Origin of the sequence: Dickeya sp. MK7 (assembly GCF_000406305.1) — a bacterium.
Lineage (GTDB): Bacteria > Pseudomonadota > Gammaproteobacteria > Enterobacterales > Enterobacteriaceae > Dickeya > Dickeya fangzhongdai.
In genome coordinates this window covers 3,896,449-3,912,480 of the sequence record NZ_CM001984.1, presented here as the reverse complement: position 1 = coordinate 3,912,480, position 16,032 = coordinate 3,896,449, and the positions used below count along the sequence as shown (strand labels likewise).

Genomic DNA, 16,032 nt, shown 5'->3' with positions numbered 1-16,032 from the left:
AAACGTGGATCCTGAATCGTGTCACCCGGCGTGTTCCGCGATGCACCGGCATGGTGCGTCGTACTGGACTACGCCATCTTATTTATTTGCTGCTTTTTATTATTTTGAATCACAAGGGAGAGTACGGATGCTAAAGAACATTACGGTCAAGCATGGCCTGCTGGCGCTGGTGGGCATCATGCTGGTGCTGCTGGCGATTGTCGTTGGAATCGGCACCAGCGCGATCAGCCAGGGGAACCGCTCGCTACTGTCTATCGATAAAATTCAGGGGAAAGAACTGAGCGCGCTGTCGTCAAGCTATACCGCCACGTTGCGTGCCCGCACCGCTGCGGCTCAGGCAGTCAGGCTGTATGAAATCGGTTTGATCGACAAGGCGAAGGAAACCGTGGGGCGCGTGGAAAATTATGCCGAGGCGTCGCGCCGGGAGATGGCGCGGTTTCTGGCGTATGGCACCGTGACCAAACGCGGCGCCGAAATGGCCGAGCATGTCAAAGTCGCTTATGAAGCCTACGATCGTCAGGGCATGACGCCGATGATCGCCGCGCTGAAGAAAGACAATCTGGATGACTATTATTCTCTGATGCAGGATACCCTGCCGGCGCTCAGCATCGGCATGGATACTTCTATTGCCGATTTCCGCGATTTTGCGCTGCAGGTGGGAGAAACTATGTTGCAGCAGGCGGACGAACTGGCTTATGGCCGCCTGTGGTCGATGGGGGTGGTATTTGCGGTGGCGCTGTTGCTGGCGGTGCTGGCATGGTGGGCGATCCGTCAGGTGGTTTTGCGCCCGCTGGACGGCGCGGTACGGCAGCTTGAAGTGATTGCGCAAGGCGATTTGTCGCGCACCATTGAAGACGGCGGCAACAACGAAATCGGCCGGCTGATCCGGGCGATGAAATCCATGCAGCACTCCCTCGCCGTGGCGGTGGGGCGCGTGCGCGACGCCGGCAGTCAGATTGATATCGGCACCAGCGAGCTGGCGTCCGGCAACAGTCATCTGGCGGAGCGTACCGAAGAGTCCGCCGCGTCGCTGGAACAAACCGCCGCCAGCATGGAACAGCTGGCTTCCACCGTGAAGCTGAACGCCGATAGCGCCGATCAGGCTTATCTGCTGGCGCAGCGGGTATCCGATACCGCCACGAAAGGCAGCCAGGCCGTTGATCAGATGCTGGACAAAATGCAGCTGATCTCCGCTACGGCGGCACGGGTGGCCGACATTCTGACGATGATCGACGGCATCGCTTTCCAGACCAATATTCTGGCGCTGAATGCGGCGGTGGAAGCGGCGCGCGCCGGCGAGCAGGGCCGCGGTTTCGCCGTGGTGGCGGGCGAGGTGCGTAGTCTGGCGCAGCGCAGCGCTCAGTCGGCCAGAGAGATCAAGGTGCTGATGCAGGATTCGCAAACGCAGGTCAACGAAGGCGCCGAAATCGCCCGCGTCGCCGGCGAAACCATGAGTGACGTGGCGTCGTCGGTGTCGCAGGTGACCACCCTGATGCGTGAAATTTCCACCGCGACCCGTGAACAGAGCAATGGCATTGAGCAGGTAAACCTGGCGGTGTCGCAGATGGATTCGGTGGCGCAGCAGAACGCATCGCTGGTAGAAGAGTCGGCGGCGGCGACCCGCTCGCTGGAAGAGCAGGCGCGCGAACTGGCGGCCAGCATGGCTCAGTTCCGGCTGGAACAGCAAGCTCTGGCAGCATTAGGACGTTACTGATTAAAACCGGGAAGACCACCTCTAACCTGATGAAAAACGAAGCGGCCAATTAAGGCCGCTTTTTTTACGCTCAGGATACGTCGTGTTTATCTGGCGTATCGTCCGCCGAATGGTGTTTGCGACGCAGCTTTTTCCAGATCTTGCTTTCCTGACCGCGCCACAGCCGCTGGATGTTATCGTGATGCCGCATCAGGATCAGGCAGGAGAGCATGGCTACCGGAAAGGTGAACTGGGGCTTGAACCACCAGACGTAGAACGGCGCGATCAGCGCACTGATAATCGCCCCCAGCGAGGAATAGCCGCTCAGCAGCACGGTCAGGAGCCAGGTGCCGGTCATCAGGCCGGTCAGATCCCAACCGATAGGCGCGATGGCGCCAAACGCGGTAGCGACCCCTTTGCCGCCGTGGAAGCGAAAAAAAATCGGGTAAATATGGCCCAGACAGGCGGCGATGGCCGTCAGGCCGAGATACAGCGGCGAACTGCCCAGCGCGTAAGCGCCCCACACCGGCAGCATGCCTTTAAGAACGTCAAAAACCAGTACGGCGGCGGCAGCGGTTTTACCGCCGATGCGTAGCACATTGGTGGCGCCAGGGTTGCCGGAACCGTGTTCGCGCGGATCGGGCAAACCGGCGATGCGACAAATCAGAATCGCACTGGAGATCGAGCCACACAGATACGCGACGATAATCATTCCGGGCGCGATAACACTCATAAACGGCTTCCGTCCAATAAAGGTCGTTTTAAGTTCAGCATCTGTGGATAATACGCACTTTCTGCCGGAAGTGGTATCCGGCGGCGGCAAAAACAGGGGATGACGTGATGGATATCGTGTTTATTGAAGAACTGAGCGTAATCACCACCATCGGTGTTTATGACTGGGAACAGACCATCCAGCAGAAGTTGATGTTCGATATCGAAATGGCCTGGGATAACCGCCCGGCCGCCGCCAGCGACGACGTAGCCGATTGCCTGAGCTATGCCGATGTCAGCGAGGCGGTAATTGAACTGGTCGCCGGCGGGCGATTTGCGCTGGTGGAGCGGGTGGCTGAAGAGGTGGCGGCCACACTGATGCAGCGCTTCGGCATTCCCTGGCTGCGGCTGAAGGTCAGCAAGCCCGGCGCGGTAGCGCAGGCGCGCAGCGTGGGCGTGGTGATTGAACGCGGCGTCCGCCCGTCGGCATGAATCGGTTGGCGATCATTTCGGCGCAAACACAGACCCTTCTTAAGGTAATCAAAAGATAATATCTCTATTTTAAGTTGGTCCCCAAAGCGCGGGACATCTTCGATGTGCTTTATACGTTGCGGCTTGCTGACGGCAAGGCCGCTTTTTTATGTGGCAGGTAGGGAGTTAACGGTCGATGGCGGATCTGCATTCGTTGCTGGTGGCGTTCATTCTTGGGGTGGTGGAAGGGCTCACCGAATTTCTGCCGGTGTCATCCACCGGGCATATGATCATTGTCGGTCACTGGCTGGGGTTCGAGGGCGACACCGCCAAGACCTTTGAAGTCATCATCCAGTTGGGGTCGATCCTGGCGGTGGTAGTGGTGTTCTGGCGGAGAATGTTCGGTTTGATCGGCATTCATTTCGGGCAACCGCCGCAGCATGAAGGGCGCGGCAAAGGCCATCTGACGCTGGCGCACATCGTGCTGGCGATGATCCCCGCCGTGGTATTGGGGCTGGTGTTGCATGACTTCATCAAGTCGCTGTTCAATCCGGTTACCGTGACTTACGCGCTGGTGGTCGGGGGCGTGCTGTTGCTGCTGGCGGAGTGGTTTAAACCGAAAAAAGCGAAGGCGGAAGGGCTGGATGACATCAGCTATCTTCAGGCGTTCCTGATTGGCTGTTTTCAGTGTCTGGCGCTGTGGCCGGGGTTCTCGCGTTCCGGCGCGACCATTTCCGGCGGGATGTTGGTCGGGGTCAATCGCTACGCGGCGTCCGAATTCTCCTTTATTCTTGCGGTGCCGATTATGCTGGGCGCGAGCGGGCTGGATTTGTATAAAAGCTGGCATTTCCTGTCGCTGTCCGACCTGCCGATGTTCGCTACCGGTTTCTTGACCGCGTTTGTGGTGGCGATGATCGCCATTAAGACTTTCCTGCAGTTGATTAAGCGCATCTCTTTCGTGCCGTTCGCCATTTATCGCTTCATCGTGGCGGCCGTGGTGTGGCTGGTGCTGATGTGATGCCGCCGGGATGCGCCGATGCATCCCGACGATGACGATAATGGTTATGTGCTTATGATGACGGCCCGGCAGCTTCGGCGCGCCGGGCTTTCCATTGTTCCAACGCGGCGCAGCGACGGCGCTGCAACTCTTCCCTGATCGCGGCATGCTGGAATCCGGCCGCCACCACTTCCGCGCTGGTTATACTGCTGGCGGCAGCAAAGGCTTCACGCAGATAGTCTCCCTGCGGATAGGGCTGTTGCTCCAGTCCGGCCCGCCCGCGTGCGTCCGCCTCGCTGGCGAGGAGCAACTGTTCCAGACGCTGAGGCTTGCGCCAGACATCGATGGCGTCAAACAGCTTCAGCAGGGTTTTGGGCTGCAGTATCTGCACGGTGTGGACCACATCATGGTATTCGGCCACCAGACAGGCCAGATCGCGCAGCGCGTTAGGCACCCGCAATCGCTGGCACAAGGCCTCCACCAGCGGCACGCCGGCCGGGCCGTGACCATGATGGCGCGGCCACAGTTCCGGCGGCGTCAATCCTTTACCGAGATCGTGACACAGGGTGGCGAAGCGGATATCAAGCGCCGGGCTGAGGCGGGCGGCCATCGCCAGACTCATCATCACGTGGATGCCGGTGTCGATTTCCGGATGCCATTGGGCGGGAGCCGGCACGCCGTAAAGACTGTCGACTTCGGGGAACAGCACCGCCAGCGCGCCGCAGTCGCGCAGCACCTGAAAATAGACTTGCGGATCCTGAGTGGCGAGGGCTTTCTCCGTTTCTTTCCACACCCGTTCCGGCGTCAGGAAATCCAGCTCGCCGTTGCGGGTCATCGTCTGCATCAGGTTCAGGGTTTCTTCGGCAATCAGAAAACCGAGGTGGGCATAACGGGCGGCGAAGCGCGCGACCCGCAGCACCCGCAGCGGATCTTCGCTGAAGGCGCCGGATACATGGCGCAGGAGCCGATTTTGCAAATCACGCTGACCGTCGTAAGGGTCAATCAACCGCCCGTCTTCATCCTGCGCGATGGCGTTGATGGTCAGATCGCGCCGTTGCAGATCCTCTTCCAGCGTGATGTCCGGCGTGGCCTGGCAGGTAAACCCGGTATACCCATTGCCGGATTTGCGCTCGGTACGCGCCAGCGCATACTCCTCTTTGCTCTCCGGGTGCAGGAAAACCGGAAAATCCCGCCCGACCTGCTGGTAGCCTTGCTGCAACAGCATTTCCGGCGTAGCGCCGACCACTACCCAATCGCGTTCGGTGACCGGCCTGCCCAACAGGCCATCGCGCACTGCGCCCCCTACAAGGTAAATCTTCAAACCCGGCTCCCGATGTTAGGCTGTGTCGATAATTGAAATAATAACCAACCGTAACCGAAATGATAGTTAACGATAATTTCGGTTATTGTTGATTAACATCCTCTCGAACACAACGGGGCGTCCGTGCGGCTGGCGAGCCGGTGTTCAGGTGTTACCCCATCCAACGGTCGTTCTTTTTGCGTCTGGGCAACAGGTGCGGCAACAGCAGCCCCAACACCAAACCACCGCCCGCCACGCCTCCGCCGTACATAAACCACTGCATGATCAGCGTGCGCTGCTTGTCGTCCAATTGCAGGTTGGCTACCTCAAGTTTTTTCTGCGCCACTTCCAACTGGGTTTTCAGCGCCTGATTTTCTTTTTGCAAAGAGGAAAGGGTACCGTCACTGGCGGCGACTTTCTGGCGCAGGTCGACGGTGCGCTGGTTCCAGTCCTGATCGACGCTGTTAAGTCTGTCCGTCAGGGTTTTGACCTGATTTTCCAGTTCTGGCACCCGGGTTTTCAGGCTGGGCGTCTGGCTGAGCTGGTCAAGTTGAATCCAACTGGTGCGGCCTTTTTCGTCACGAATCTGTGCGTAACCGGCACCGTCGTTGGCGCTGATGAGCGTCACGGCTTCACCGGCATTCAACGTGCCGACGATACGATACTGGTTGCCCGGACCGCTGCGGGTGTAGGTGACAAGTTCATCGGAGATGTAGCGTTTTTCTTCCGCATGCAGGCCCAATGTGGTGGACAGGCCCAGGATCGCGGCAAGGAACAAGGGTAATTTATTCATCATATTCAATATATTAAGTTCATTGAGATTCTGCGGTTAGCGCGCCCAGTCTGACGATGCCGCCGGCAAACCTGAATGGGAACAGTCTTACTCTTGGTTTTGTAAACTTGGTTTTGTAAATCAGTGCGTTGGTTAATTCGTGATGAGGACTCAAGCATAGCCAAAATTCGGCGATGGCGAAAACCGGTTGCATACGCCTTGTGAGAACGCTCGCAGGGTGTTTGCGACGCCATGCCGCAAAAGTGGCAACCTGAGATAAAATGTTATTTACTGGCGACATTTCCGCAATATCCGGTAGTGCAAGACTATGAGCGAAGAGATCGAGTTAAAATTTATCATTCACCCCGATGCGGTGGAGACGGTCAAACAGGGCCTGAAAAACTGGCAGAGCGACGTGGGGCACAGCAACCATCTGCATACCCGTCAACTGGCGAATATTTATTACGAAACCGCCGACGCTTATCTGCGCCGGCATGGCATTGGGCTGCGTATCCGCGGTGAAAACGGCCGTTATGAGATGACGGTGAAGACCGCGGGGAAAGTGGTGGGCGGATTACATCAACATCCGGAATACAACGTGGATCTGCCCGGGCCGCAACTGGATATTCGTCTGCTGCCTGCGGAGATTTGGCCGGAGGATTGCGATATCGATGCGCTGGCTCTGGCGTTGCAGCCGCTGTTCAGCACCGATTTTCAGCGGGAAGCCTGGGTGGTGTCCCACCATCAGAGCCTGATTGAGATCGCCATTGATCAGGGCGAGGTCAGCGCCGGCGAATTCGTCGAACCGCTGTGCGAACTGGAACTGGAGCTGAAAAACGGTCGCACCGCGGATTTGCTGGCGTTCGCCAGCGAACTGGCCGACATCGGCGGCTTACGGCAAGGGAGCCTGAGCAAAGCCGCCCGCGGCTATCATCTGGCGAAAGGCAATCCGGCCCGGCCGCGCAGCGAGCTGGGTTTTCTGCCGGTGGAGCCGAAAATGACGCTCGATCAGGGCATTGCCGCCGGACTGGAATATGCGTTCAGTCACTGGCAATACCATGAGGAACTGTGGGCGCGCGGCGATAATGCGGCACGCCAGGCGTTGCTGGAAGCCGGCGCGATGATGCGGGAACTGCTGGTGCTGGTCGGGGGCGTGGTGCCGCGTAAGATAACCTCGGAATTCCGTGCGGCGTTGACCCATCTTGAAGAGGGGATTGAGCGTACGGAAACGGCGGGTACGCTCTGCTACAGCGCCGATTACCTGAAGGGCAAACTGATTCTGACCTCGTGGTTGGTAAAACACGGCTGGCGCGGCTACATGGACAACCGTGAGCTGATGCGGTTGCAGAGTTCCTGGAAGCGCTTTGCCGATATCATGATGAGCCGCGGGCTGGCTGAACTGAAAGCCGTATTCAGCCATGCGCTGGATGCGTTGCATTACGCCCAGCAATTGCCGCGCTTGCAGCGAGGCGTGTACGCCTTTTTGCTGCTGGGCGGCTCTTATCCGCCGGAGGAGGCCCACCGCTATCTGCAGCCGTGGCGTGAGCTGATGCAACTGATTGAAGCGCTGTCCGCCGGCCAGAGTATACCCAGCGAACTGGAGCACTGCCGCAAGCAGGCGCTCGAACAGCCGCCGTTCTGGCTGCACAGCGGCCAGTAATCCGCCTGTCGCGCTTCGGGGTTATCGCTTTTCCTGCACCGGCAAGGCGGATAACCCCGGTTCAACATTTTATTGAAGCTGCCTGACGGGGCAGCTGTGCAAGGATATCGCCATGACCTGTCATCCCGCATCGTTGTTTCCGCTGTCTGAACCACTGACCGAACAGGCGCGCCATGAGGCGGAACGTCTGTTGACTTCCGATCCGACGCCGCTGGCCGATGAGGCGATGGCGGTACTGATTTGCAGCGAGTTCGTTAGCGACGCGCTGGCGCGCTATCCGGAGTGGCGGCAGGAGATGGTGCGGCAGCCGCCCCAGCCGGAAGAGTGGCGGCAGTATGCGGACTGGCTATCGCAGACGTTGAGCGGCGTCAGCGATGAAGCGGCGTTAATGCAGGCGCTGCGCCTGTTCCGCCGCCGCATCCTGACGCGCATCGCCTGGGGGCAATGGCTGCAGCTCAGCACCACCGTGCAGACATTGCAGCAACTGAGCGTCCTGGCGGAAGCGCTGATCGTCGCCGCCCGCCAGTGGTTGTATGACGCCTGCTGCCGCGAGTGGGGCACGCCGTGCAATGCGGCGGGCGAGCCTCAGCCATTGCTGATTCTGGGCATGGGCAAACTCGGCGGCGGCGAGCTGAATTTTTCCTCGGATATCGACCTGATTTTCGCCTATCCGGAAAACGGCCAGACCCGCGGCGGACGCCGGGAGCTGGATAACGCCCAGTTCTTTACCCGCCTCGGCCAGCGGCTGATCAAAGCGTTGGACCAGCCGACCGTGGACGGCTTCGTTTACCGGGTGGACATGCGCCTGCGGCCGTTTGGCGACAGCGGCCCGCTGGTGATGAGCTTCGCCGCGCTGGAAGATTACTATCAGGAACAGGGGCGCGACTGGGAGCGGTATGCGATGGTCAAAGCCCGATTGATGGGCGGCGATGACGACCATTACAGCCTGGAGTTGATCCGCATGTTGCGGCCGTTCGTGTTCCGCCGCTATATCGATTTCAGCGTGATTCAATCGCTACGCAACATGAAGAGCATGATCGCCCGCGAAGTGCGGCGACGAGACCTGCGCAATAACATCAAGCTGGGAGCGGGCGGCATCCGCGAAGTGGAGTTCATCACCCAGGTGTTTCAACTGATTCGCGGCGGCCGCGAGCCCACGTTGCAGGGGCGCTCTCTGCTGCCGACGCTGACGCAGGTCGGCGAGCTGGGGCTGTTGACCCCGGCGCAGGCGGCTCAACTGCGCGAGGCTTATCTGTTTTTGCGTCGGCTGGAAAACCTGTTGCAATCAATCGCCGACGAACAAACGCAGACCCTGCCGGAAGACCCGCTTAATCAGGCGCGGCTGGCGTGGGGGATGCGCTGCGACGACTGGTTGCAACTGAGTGAACGCTTACATCAGCAGATGCATGCGGTGCGTGCGGTGTTCCATGAGCTGATTGGCGATGACGCGCCCGACGGCAGCGAAACCCCGGAACACAGCCATTACAGCAGCCTGTGGCAGGATGGCCTGGATAGTACCGACCTGGCGACGTTGGCGCCTGACCTGACCCCGGAGGTGTGCGAACGGCTGTTGGCGCGGGTGACGGATTTTCGCGCTGATTTATCCCGCCGTACCATCGGGCCGCGCGGGCGCGATGTGCTTGACCAACTGATGCCGGCGTTGCTGGCGCAGGCCTGCGGTCACGCCAACGCCGACGTCATCGTGGCGCGCCTGACGCCGCTGTTGCTGGGTATCGTCACCCGTACCACCTATCTGGAACTGCTGCTGGAGTCGCGCCCGGCGCTGACGCAGCTGATTCGTCTGTGCGCCGTGTCGCCGATGATAGCCAGCCAGCTGGCGCGTTATCCGTTGCTGCTGGATGAACTGCTGGACCCGGCTAGCTTGTACCAACCGACCGCGCTGAATGCGTACGCCGACGAATTGCGTCAATACCTGATGCGCGTGCCGGAAGAGGACGAAGAGCAGCAACTGGAAGCGTTGCGTCAGTTCAAGCAGGCGCAGCATTTGCGTATCGCGGCGGCGGATATTGTCGGCGCGCTGCCGGTCATGAAAGTGAGCGATCACTTAACTTATCTGGCGGAGGCGATCATCGCCGCCGTGGTACAGCAGGCGTGGAACCAGATGGTGGCGCGTTACGGCCAGCCTGCCCACCTGCATTCTCATTCCGGGCGCGGGTTCGCCGTGGTGGGGTACGGCAAGCTGGGCGGCTGGGAACTGGGATACAGTTCCGACCTTGATCTGGTGTTTCTGATCGATTGCCCGGATAACGTGGCGACCGATGGCGAACGCAGCATCGACGGCCGTCAGTTCTATTTGCGGCTGGCCCAGCGCGTGATGCACCTGTTCAGCACCCGTACCTCGTCCGGCATCTTGTATGAGGTCGACGCCCGTTTAAGACCATCGGGAGCGGCGGGGATGCTGGTGAGCACCGTGGCGGCGTTCGAGGATTATCAGCGCAATGAAGCCTGGACCTGGGAACATCAGGCGCTGGTGCGCGCCCGGGTGGTGTATGGCGAACCCGCTATTCAGCAGCAGTTTGAGCAGATTCGCCAGCGGATTCTGTGCCGTGAGCGCGATGGCGATGCGCTGCGTACCGAAGTGCGGGAAATGCGGGAAAAAATGCGTCAGCACCATGCCAGCAAAGACCCGGGGTTTGATATCAAGGCCGACGCCGGCGGCATCACCGATATTGAGTTCATCGCCCAGTATCTGGTGCTGCGTTACGCGGCGCAGGAGCCGCGGCTGACGCGCTGGTCCGATAACGTGCGCATTCTGGAACTGCTGGCCCGCCACGGCGTGATGGCGGAAGAAGAGGCTGACGCTTTACGGCTGGCTTACATCACCCTGCGCGATGAAATCCATCATCTGGCGTTGCAGGAACTGCCCGGCCGCGTTGGTCAGGATCGTTTCAGCGCCGAGCGGCGGCAGGTGCAACAGAGCTGGCAAAAGTGGCTGGAGTGAGACGCGCCGCGCAAAATGGCCCACCAGGGGGCTGTGGCTACCCGGTGAGTGTGGTAGTTGAGTGTGATGGTGTGGTAGTTGAATGTGATAGTATAGCGCGCGTTAAAAATGAACCTGTTTTTGGAGCCAGGGAATGAAAGTAACGCTACCTGATTTTCGCCACGCCGGTGTTCTGGTTGTGGGTGACGTAATGCTGGACCGCTACTGGTACGGCCCGACCAGCCGTATTTCGCCGGAAGCGCCGGTGCCGGTGGTCAAGGTGGATACCATCGAAGAACGTCCCGGCGGCGCGGCCAACGTGGCGATGAACATCGCCGCGCTGGGAGCGGGTTCGCGTCTGGTGGGGTTGACCGGCATCGATGATGCCGCCCGCGCCCTGAGCGCCAAACTGAACGAAGTCAACGTCAAATGCGACTTCGTTTCCGTTCCCACCCATCCGACCATCACCAAGCTGCGTGTGCTGTCGCGCAACCAGCAACTGATCCGCCTCGACTTTGAGGAAGGGTTCGACAGCGTCGATCCGCAGCCGATGATTGAACGCATCCAGCAGGCATTGCCGAAAATCGGCGCGCTGGTGCTGTCCGACTACGCCAAAGGGGCGCTGGTGCATGTACAGAGCATGATCCAGACCGCCAGAGCCGCCGGCGTGCCGGTGCTGATCGACCCGAAAGGCACCGATTTCAACCGTTATCGCGGTGCGACTCTGCTGACGCCGAACCTGTCTGAGTTCGAAGCGGTGGCCGGGCGCTGCAAAGATGAAAACGATCTGGTGGAACGCGGCGTGAAGCTGCTGGCGGAGCTGGATCTGTCTGCGCTGCTGGTCACCCGTTCCGAGCAGGGCATGACGTTGCTGCAACCGGGCAAAGCGCCGTTGCATCTGCCGACGCAGGCGCAGGAAGTGTATGACGTCACCGGCGCCGGCGATACCGTAATTGGCGTGCTGGCGGCGGCGCTGGCGGCGGGCAAACCGCTGGAGGAAGCCTGCTTCCTGGCCAACGCGGCGGCCGGCGTGGTGGTCGGCAAACTCGGCACCTCCACGGTAACGCCGATCGAGCTGGAAAACGCCATTCGCGGCCGTGCCGACACCGGCTTTGGCGTCATGACCGAAGCACAGTTGAAAGACGCGGTGGCGCTGGCGCGTCAGCGCGGCGAAACGGTGGTCATGACCAACGGGTGTTTCGATATTCTGCACGCCGGACACGTCTCCTATCTGGCTAATGCGCGCCGTCTGGGCGATCGCCTGATTGTGGCGGTGAACAGCGATGACTCCACCAAACGCCTGAAAGGGCCGAGCCGTCCGGTCAATCCGCTGACGCAGCGTATGATCGTGCTGGGCGCGCTGGAAGCCGTGGACTGGGTGGTGCCGTTCGAGGAAGACACGCCGCAACGCCTGATTAGCGAAGTCCTGCCGGATATTCTGGTGAAGGGCGGCGACTACAAGCCGGAAGACATCGCCGGCAGCAAGGAAGTATGGGCCAATGGCGGCGAGGTGCGGGTGCTGAACTTTGAAGACGGCTGCTCGACCACCAATATCATCAACACCATCAAAGCCAGAGACTGACGGGCGCGCTTATGTTGGAAAAAGAGTCGAAGCCTGCCGACGATATCTCCACCGTGTCGGTGCAGATTGAAGCGCTGCGCGCTCAACTGCGCTATCACGAGTACAAATATCATGTCGAGGATGCGCCGGAAATTCCCGACGCGGAATACGACAAGCTGATGAATGCGCTGAAAACGCTGGAGCAGGTGCATCCTGAACTGGTGACGCCCGATTCGCCGACCCAGCGGGTCGGCGCCGCGCCGCTGGATGCGTTTGACACGATAGCGCATGAAGTGCCGATGCTGTCGCTGGATAACGTCTTCGACGAGACCAGTTTTCTGGCGTTCAGCAAACGTATCAACGACCGTCTGAAAAATGATGGCGAGTTGGCATTTTGCTGTGAACTGAAGCTCGACGGTCTGGCGGTCAGCCTGCTGTATGAAAACGGTCTGTTGGTGCGCGCGGCGACGCGCGGCGATGGCACCACCGGCGAGAATATTACCGCCAATATTCGCACCGTCGGCGCGATTCCGTTGCGTCTGCGCGGCGACAACATCCCGGAACGGCTGGAAGTGCGCGGCGAAGTGTTCATGAAACACAAGGGATTCGAAGCCCTGAATGAGGAAGCGCGCCGCACCGGCGGCAAGGTGTTCGCCAACCCGCGGAATGCCGCGGCCGGTTCGTTGCGTCAACTGGACCCGCGCATCACCGCTACCCGCCCGTTGACCTTTTTGTGCTATGGCGTTGGGATGGTGGAAGGCGGAACCCTGCCGGACACCCACTGGCAGCGGCTGATGCAGTTCCGGGACTGGGGGCTGCCGGTCAGCGACCGCATCCGCCTGTGTACCGGCAGCGATGCGGTGCTGGATTTCTACCGTCAGGTGGAACAGGAACGCGAGACGCTGGGGTTCGATATCGACGGCGTGGTGATTAAGGTCAACGAGCTGACGCTGCAGGAACGGCTGGGGTTTGTCGCTCGTGCGCCGCGCTGGGCGGTGGCGTTCAAGTTCCCGGCGCAGGAGCAGTTGACCTGGCTGCGCGACGTTGAATTTCAGGTCGGCCGTACCGGCGCGATTACGCCGGTGGCGCGGCTGGAGCCGGTCGCCGTCGCCGGGGTGGTGGTCAGCAACGCCACGCTGCACAATGCCGATGAAATCGAGCGTCTGGGGATTCAGATTGGCGACCGGGTTGCAGTAAGACGCGCCGGCGATGTGATCCCGCAGATTGTCAGCGTGGTGCTGTCCGAGCGCCCGGTGGATGCCCGCCCGGTGGTGTTTCCTGAGCAGTGCCCGGTGTGCGGTTCAGAATTGGAGCGGGTAGACGGCGAAGTGGTGACCCGTTGCACCGGCGGCCTGTTCTGCGGCGCGCAGCGTAAAGAAGCGTTGAAGCACTTCGTTTCCCGTCGCGCGCTGGATGTGGAAGGGATGGGCGATAAGATTATCGACCAACTGGTGGAGAAAGAGTACGTCAAGACGCCGGCGGACCTGTTTCGCCTGAGCGCTGGTATTCTTACCGGACTTGACCGTATGGGGCCGAAATCGGCGCAGAATCTGGTGAATGCGCTGAATAAAGCCAAATCCACCACCTTTGCCCGTTTCCTGTATGCGTTGGGGATCCGCGATGTCGGTGAGGCGACCGCCGCCAGTCTGGCGTCGCATTTCGGTACGCTGGAGGCATTGCAGTCCGCCGATCTGGAGGCGCTACAGCAGGTGCAGGACGTCGGCATCGTGGTGGCGACCCATGTGCGCAATTTTCTTGATGAAGCGCACAACCAACAGGTGATTCAGGACTTGATCAGCGAGAGTATTGGCATTCACTGGCCGGCCCCGGTAGTGGTGGATGTTGAGGCTTCGGATAGCCCGTTCGCCGGAAAAACCGTGGTATTGACCGGCTCGCTGACGCTATTATCCCGTGACGAAGCCAAAGATCGCCTCACGGCGTTGGGGGCGAAGGTCAGCGGCAGCGTGTCGAAGAAAACCGATCTGGTGATCGCGGGCGAAGCGGCCGGTTCCAAGCTGACCAAAGCGCTGGAGCTGGGCATTGAGGTCATCGATGAAGCGGAAATGATGCGCTTGCTGGGGTGAGGGGAACATGGAAAAAGCGGATCTGCTGGCGATAGCCAATACGCCGATGCCTTTTGGCAAATACAAAGGCCGGATGCTGATCGACTTGCCGGAAGAGTATCTCCTCTGGTTCGCCCGCAAGGGCGAATTCCCGGCCGGGCGGTTAGGGGAGTTGATGCAGATTACGCTGGCGATCAAGATGGAAGGGTTGCAGGGGCTGGTTAAGCCGCTGCGCCGTCCCCAGCCCTGATACATTGTGGTTCGAATGGGTTGTGCTCTGGAACGTTATCATCTGGGCAGGTTGTTATCAGATTGAGGTTGTCATGGCAGGAGTCCACCGCCGATGATCTCACCGCTTCGCTGTTCTCGGGCGTCTCTATTATTTACGCTGCCTGCCGTATCGAGTCCCCTGAAATAAAAAAGCACCATTAATCCTCTCGATAATGATGCTTTGTTCATGCCAGACAATAATCAGTCAGCTACAGGATTAGATGTAGATATTGATGCTGTTCTCATCCGTCGGCGCGTTGACGCCTTCCTGAGGTTTGGTCGATTGCACTGAGGACGACACATCAGACTGTTGGGACTGAGACTGCTGCGTTTTCTGCTGCTGCAACTGCTGAATCTGTGCCTGCAACTGCTGGATTTGCGCCTGAATCAGTACCTGCTGTTGTTTATAAACTTCCTGCTGATTTGCATCCTGGGTTGATGCCAGCTGTGTCGCCAGTTTTGTCGCCTGCTGAGTCAACTTCTGGATCTGTTGATTGAGCTGGGCGATCTGCTGATCAACGCTGGTACCGCTGCTGCCCGAGGATGCAGAGACGGCCGATGTTGCCGAGCCGATAGAGCTTGCCATAAATTCCTCCTGAAAATAGCCATAGTGGCTATGCCGTTATCGACATAGCCCAGCTGCATCCTTACTGGCTTTTCGCTTTCCTGACGATAAACATACAAATACATCAGGATAATAACATCCCGTCAGATGTAGGTATCGATTGTGCGATCGGATGAAAGCGGGTTGGTCTTTTCCTGTTTCTCGGTCTGCGAAGAGACAGCATCAGTCGCTGATTGTGATTGCTGCTGCGCTTTCTGTTGCTGCAGTTGCTGAATCTGCTGCTGTAATTGCTGGATTTGCGCCTGGACCATTTTTTGTTGCTGCTGCAACAATTGGCGTTCTTCATCGCTCTTGGCTTCGAGCATTTTCGCCACAGTTTTACTCAGATCTTTGGTCAAGGTCTGAATCTGTTTGGTGAGTTGCATGATCTTTTGCTCAATGCCTGCAGTGCTGGTACCTGCTGATCCTGAGGCCGCTGATGTTGCTGAACCGACGGAACTTACCATACCTACCTCCTTTGCTTTCTGAGAAATAATCTACTTCCTAAGAATGATCACACCTGCGATATGGCTATCGGCACCGCTCTCTGGTGACTTTAGCGTCCTTTGTGCCGCTTCCCTAAAAAAGCAAAACCCGCTGTCTGGCAGCGGGCTTGGTTATTCGGTTTCACGCTCTTGACCAATCAAATGTAAATATCGATCGCATGTTCGGCAGACGGACGATTGACGCCTTCAACCGGCTTGACCAGCGGTTTGCTTTCCTGCGGCGGCGGCACTTGCTGAGTCTGCAACTGTGCGATTTGGCCTTGCATCACCACAATCTGAGCCTGCATCGACTGCTGCTGTCCGTTAATCGTGGTTTCCTGCTGCTTTTTAGTGCTCTCGCCCGATGTCTCGGCGGCTTTCAGGTTTTGCAGATTGCGATCGGAAACCTTCTGTTCAGTGTTGGTTTCGACGCTGGTGGATGCTGGCACCGGCATCACTGCAAACGCAGAGCTGGTAATTGGACTCAGCATACATCCTCCTGAT

At 59.1% G+C, this 16,032-nt stretch carries 14 protein-coding genes; 8 read left to right on the top strand and 6 right to left on the bottom strand.

Translation table 11 applies throughout. From position 1 onward, the window contains the following. Positions 1-127: 127 nt before the first annotated feature. Positions 128-1,714: a methyl-accepting chemotaxis protein gene (locus DXXMK7_RS16930; RefSeq protein ID WP_038920087.1), complete on the top strand. Its 1,587-nt coding sequence runs from the start codon at positions 128-130 to the stop codon at positions 1,712-1,714. Between the two features lie 70 nt (positions 1,715-1,784). Here the strand turns inward: DXXMK7_RS16930 and plsY are convergent, their stop codons facing one another. After that, positions 1,785-2,426 carry a glycerol-3-phosphate 1-O-acyltransferase PlsY gene (gene plsY, locus DXXMK7_RS16925; RefSeq protein WP_038666138.1) on the bottom strand — a complete coding sequence of 214 codons (642 nt, stop codon included), beginning with the start codon at positions 2,424-2,426 and terminating at the stop codon, positions 1,785-1,787. 107 nt (positions 2,427-2,533) lie between these two features. On the opposite strand from plsY, the gene folB reads away from it, so the two are divergent. Continuing rightward, on the top strand, positions 2,534-2,896 hold the full coding sequence (gene folB / locus DXXMK7_RS16920; protein ID WP_038666140.1) for a bifunctional dihydroneopterin aldolase/7,8-dihydroneopterin epimerase: 363 nt from the start codon (positions 2,534-2,536) through the stop codon (positions 2,894-2,896). 175 nt (positions 2,897-3,071) lie between these two features. Continuing rightward, entirely contained in the window at positions 3,072-3,893 is an 822-nt protein-coding gene (bacA, locus tag DXXMK7_RS16915) for an undecaprenyl-diphosphate phosphatase (protein WP_038666142.1), read from the top strand. Positions 3,894-3,945: 52 nt separating this feature from the next. Here bacA and DXXMK7_RS16910 read toward each other — a convergent pair whose 3' ends face one another. Beyond that, positions 3,946-5,193 carry a multifunctional CCA addition/repair protein gene (locus tag DXXMK7_RS16910; RefSeq protein ID WP_038920086.1) on the bottom strand — a complete coding sequence of 416 codons (1,248 nt, stop codon included), beginning with the start codon at positions 5,191-5,193 and terminating at the stop codon, positions 3,946-3,948. A 151-nt stretch (positions 5,194-5,344) separates the two neighbouring features. Beyond that, positions 5,345-5,965: a TIGR04211 family SH3 domain-containing protein gene (locus DXXMK7_RS16905; RefSeq protein ID WP_038921108.1), complete on the bottom strand. Its 621-nt coding sequence runs from the start codon at positions 5,963-5,965 to the stop codon at positions 5,345-5,347. Positions 5,966-6,272: 307 nt separating this feature from the next. Between DXXMK7_RS16905 and DXXMK7_RS16900 the strand changes: the two genes are divergently transcribed. The 5 genes from DXXMK7_RS16900 (at position 6,273) to DXXMK7_RS16880 (ending at position 14,419) form a co-directional block, all read left to right on the top strand. Beyond that, a complete protein-coding gene (locus tag DXXMK7_RS16900) occupies positions 6,273-7,604 on the top strand; it encodes an inorganic triphosphatase (protein ID WP_038920085.1) in 1,332 nt (443 codons plus the stop codon). A 112-nt stretch (positions 7,605-7,716) separates the two neighbouring features. Next, a complete protein-coding gene (gene glnE / locus DXXMK7_RS16895; protein ID WP_038920084.1) occupies positions 7,717-10,566 on the top strand; it encodes a bifunctional [glutamate--ammonia ligase]-adenylyl-L-tyrosine phosphorylase/[glutamate--ammonia-ligase] adenylyltransferase in 2,850 nt (949 codons plus the stop codon). A 133-nt stretch (positions 10,567-10,699) separates the two neighbouring features. Continuing rightward, entirely contained in the window at positions 10,700-12,127 is a 1,428-nt protein-coding gene (gene hldE, locus DXXMK7_RS16890) for a bifunctional D-glycero-beta-D-manno-heptose-7-phosphate kinase/D-glycero-beta-D-manno-heptose 1-phosphate adenylyltransferase HldE (protein WP_038920083.1), read from the top strand. An 11-nt stretch (positions 12,128-12,138) separates the two neighbouring features. After that, a complete protein-coding gene (ligA, locus tag DXXMK7_RS16885) occupies positions 12,139-14,190 on the top strand; it encodes an NAD-dependent DNA ligase LigA (protein ID WP_038920082.1) in 2,052 nt (683 codons plus the stop codon). Positions 14,191-14,197: 7 nt separating this feature from the next. Next, positions 14,198-14,419 (top strand): DUF3820 family protein, encoded by a 222-nt coding sequence (locus tag DXXMK7_RS16880; RefSeq protein WP_013319269.1) that lies wholly within the window; start codon positions 14,198-14,200, stop codon positions 14,417-14,419. A 237-nt stretch (positions 14,420-14,656) separates the two neighbouring features. Here DXXMK7_RS16880 and DXXMK7_RS16875 read toward each other — a convergent pair whose 3' ends face one another. The 3 genes from DXXMK7_RS16875 to DXXMK7_RS16865 form a co-directional block, all read right to left on the bottom strand. Continuing rightward, the gene (locus DXXMK7_RS16875; protein WP_038920081.1) at positions 14,657-15,025 is read right to left on the bottom strand and encodes a FlxA-like family protein; all 369 of its coding nucleotides are present in this window, start codon (positions 15,023-15,025) and stop codon (positions 14,657-14,659) included. A 122-nt stretch (positions 15,026-15,147) separates the two neighbouring features. Beyond that, positions 15,148-15,510, bottom strand: a complete 363-nt coding sequence (locus DXXMK7_RS16870; RefSeq protein ID WP_038920080.1) for a FlxA-like family protein — start codon at positions 15,508-15,510, stop codon at positions 15,148-15,150. Positions 15,511-15,686: 176 nt separating this feature from the next. Then, a complete protein-coding gene (locus DXXMK7_RS16865) occupies positions 15,687-16,019 on the bottom strand; it encodes a FlxA-like family protein (RefSeq protein ID WP_022634696.1) in 333 nt (110 codons plus the stop codon). Positions 16,020-16,032 lie beyond the last annotated feature (13 nt).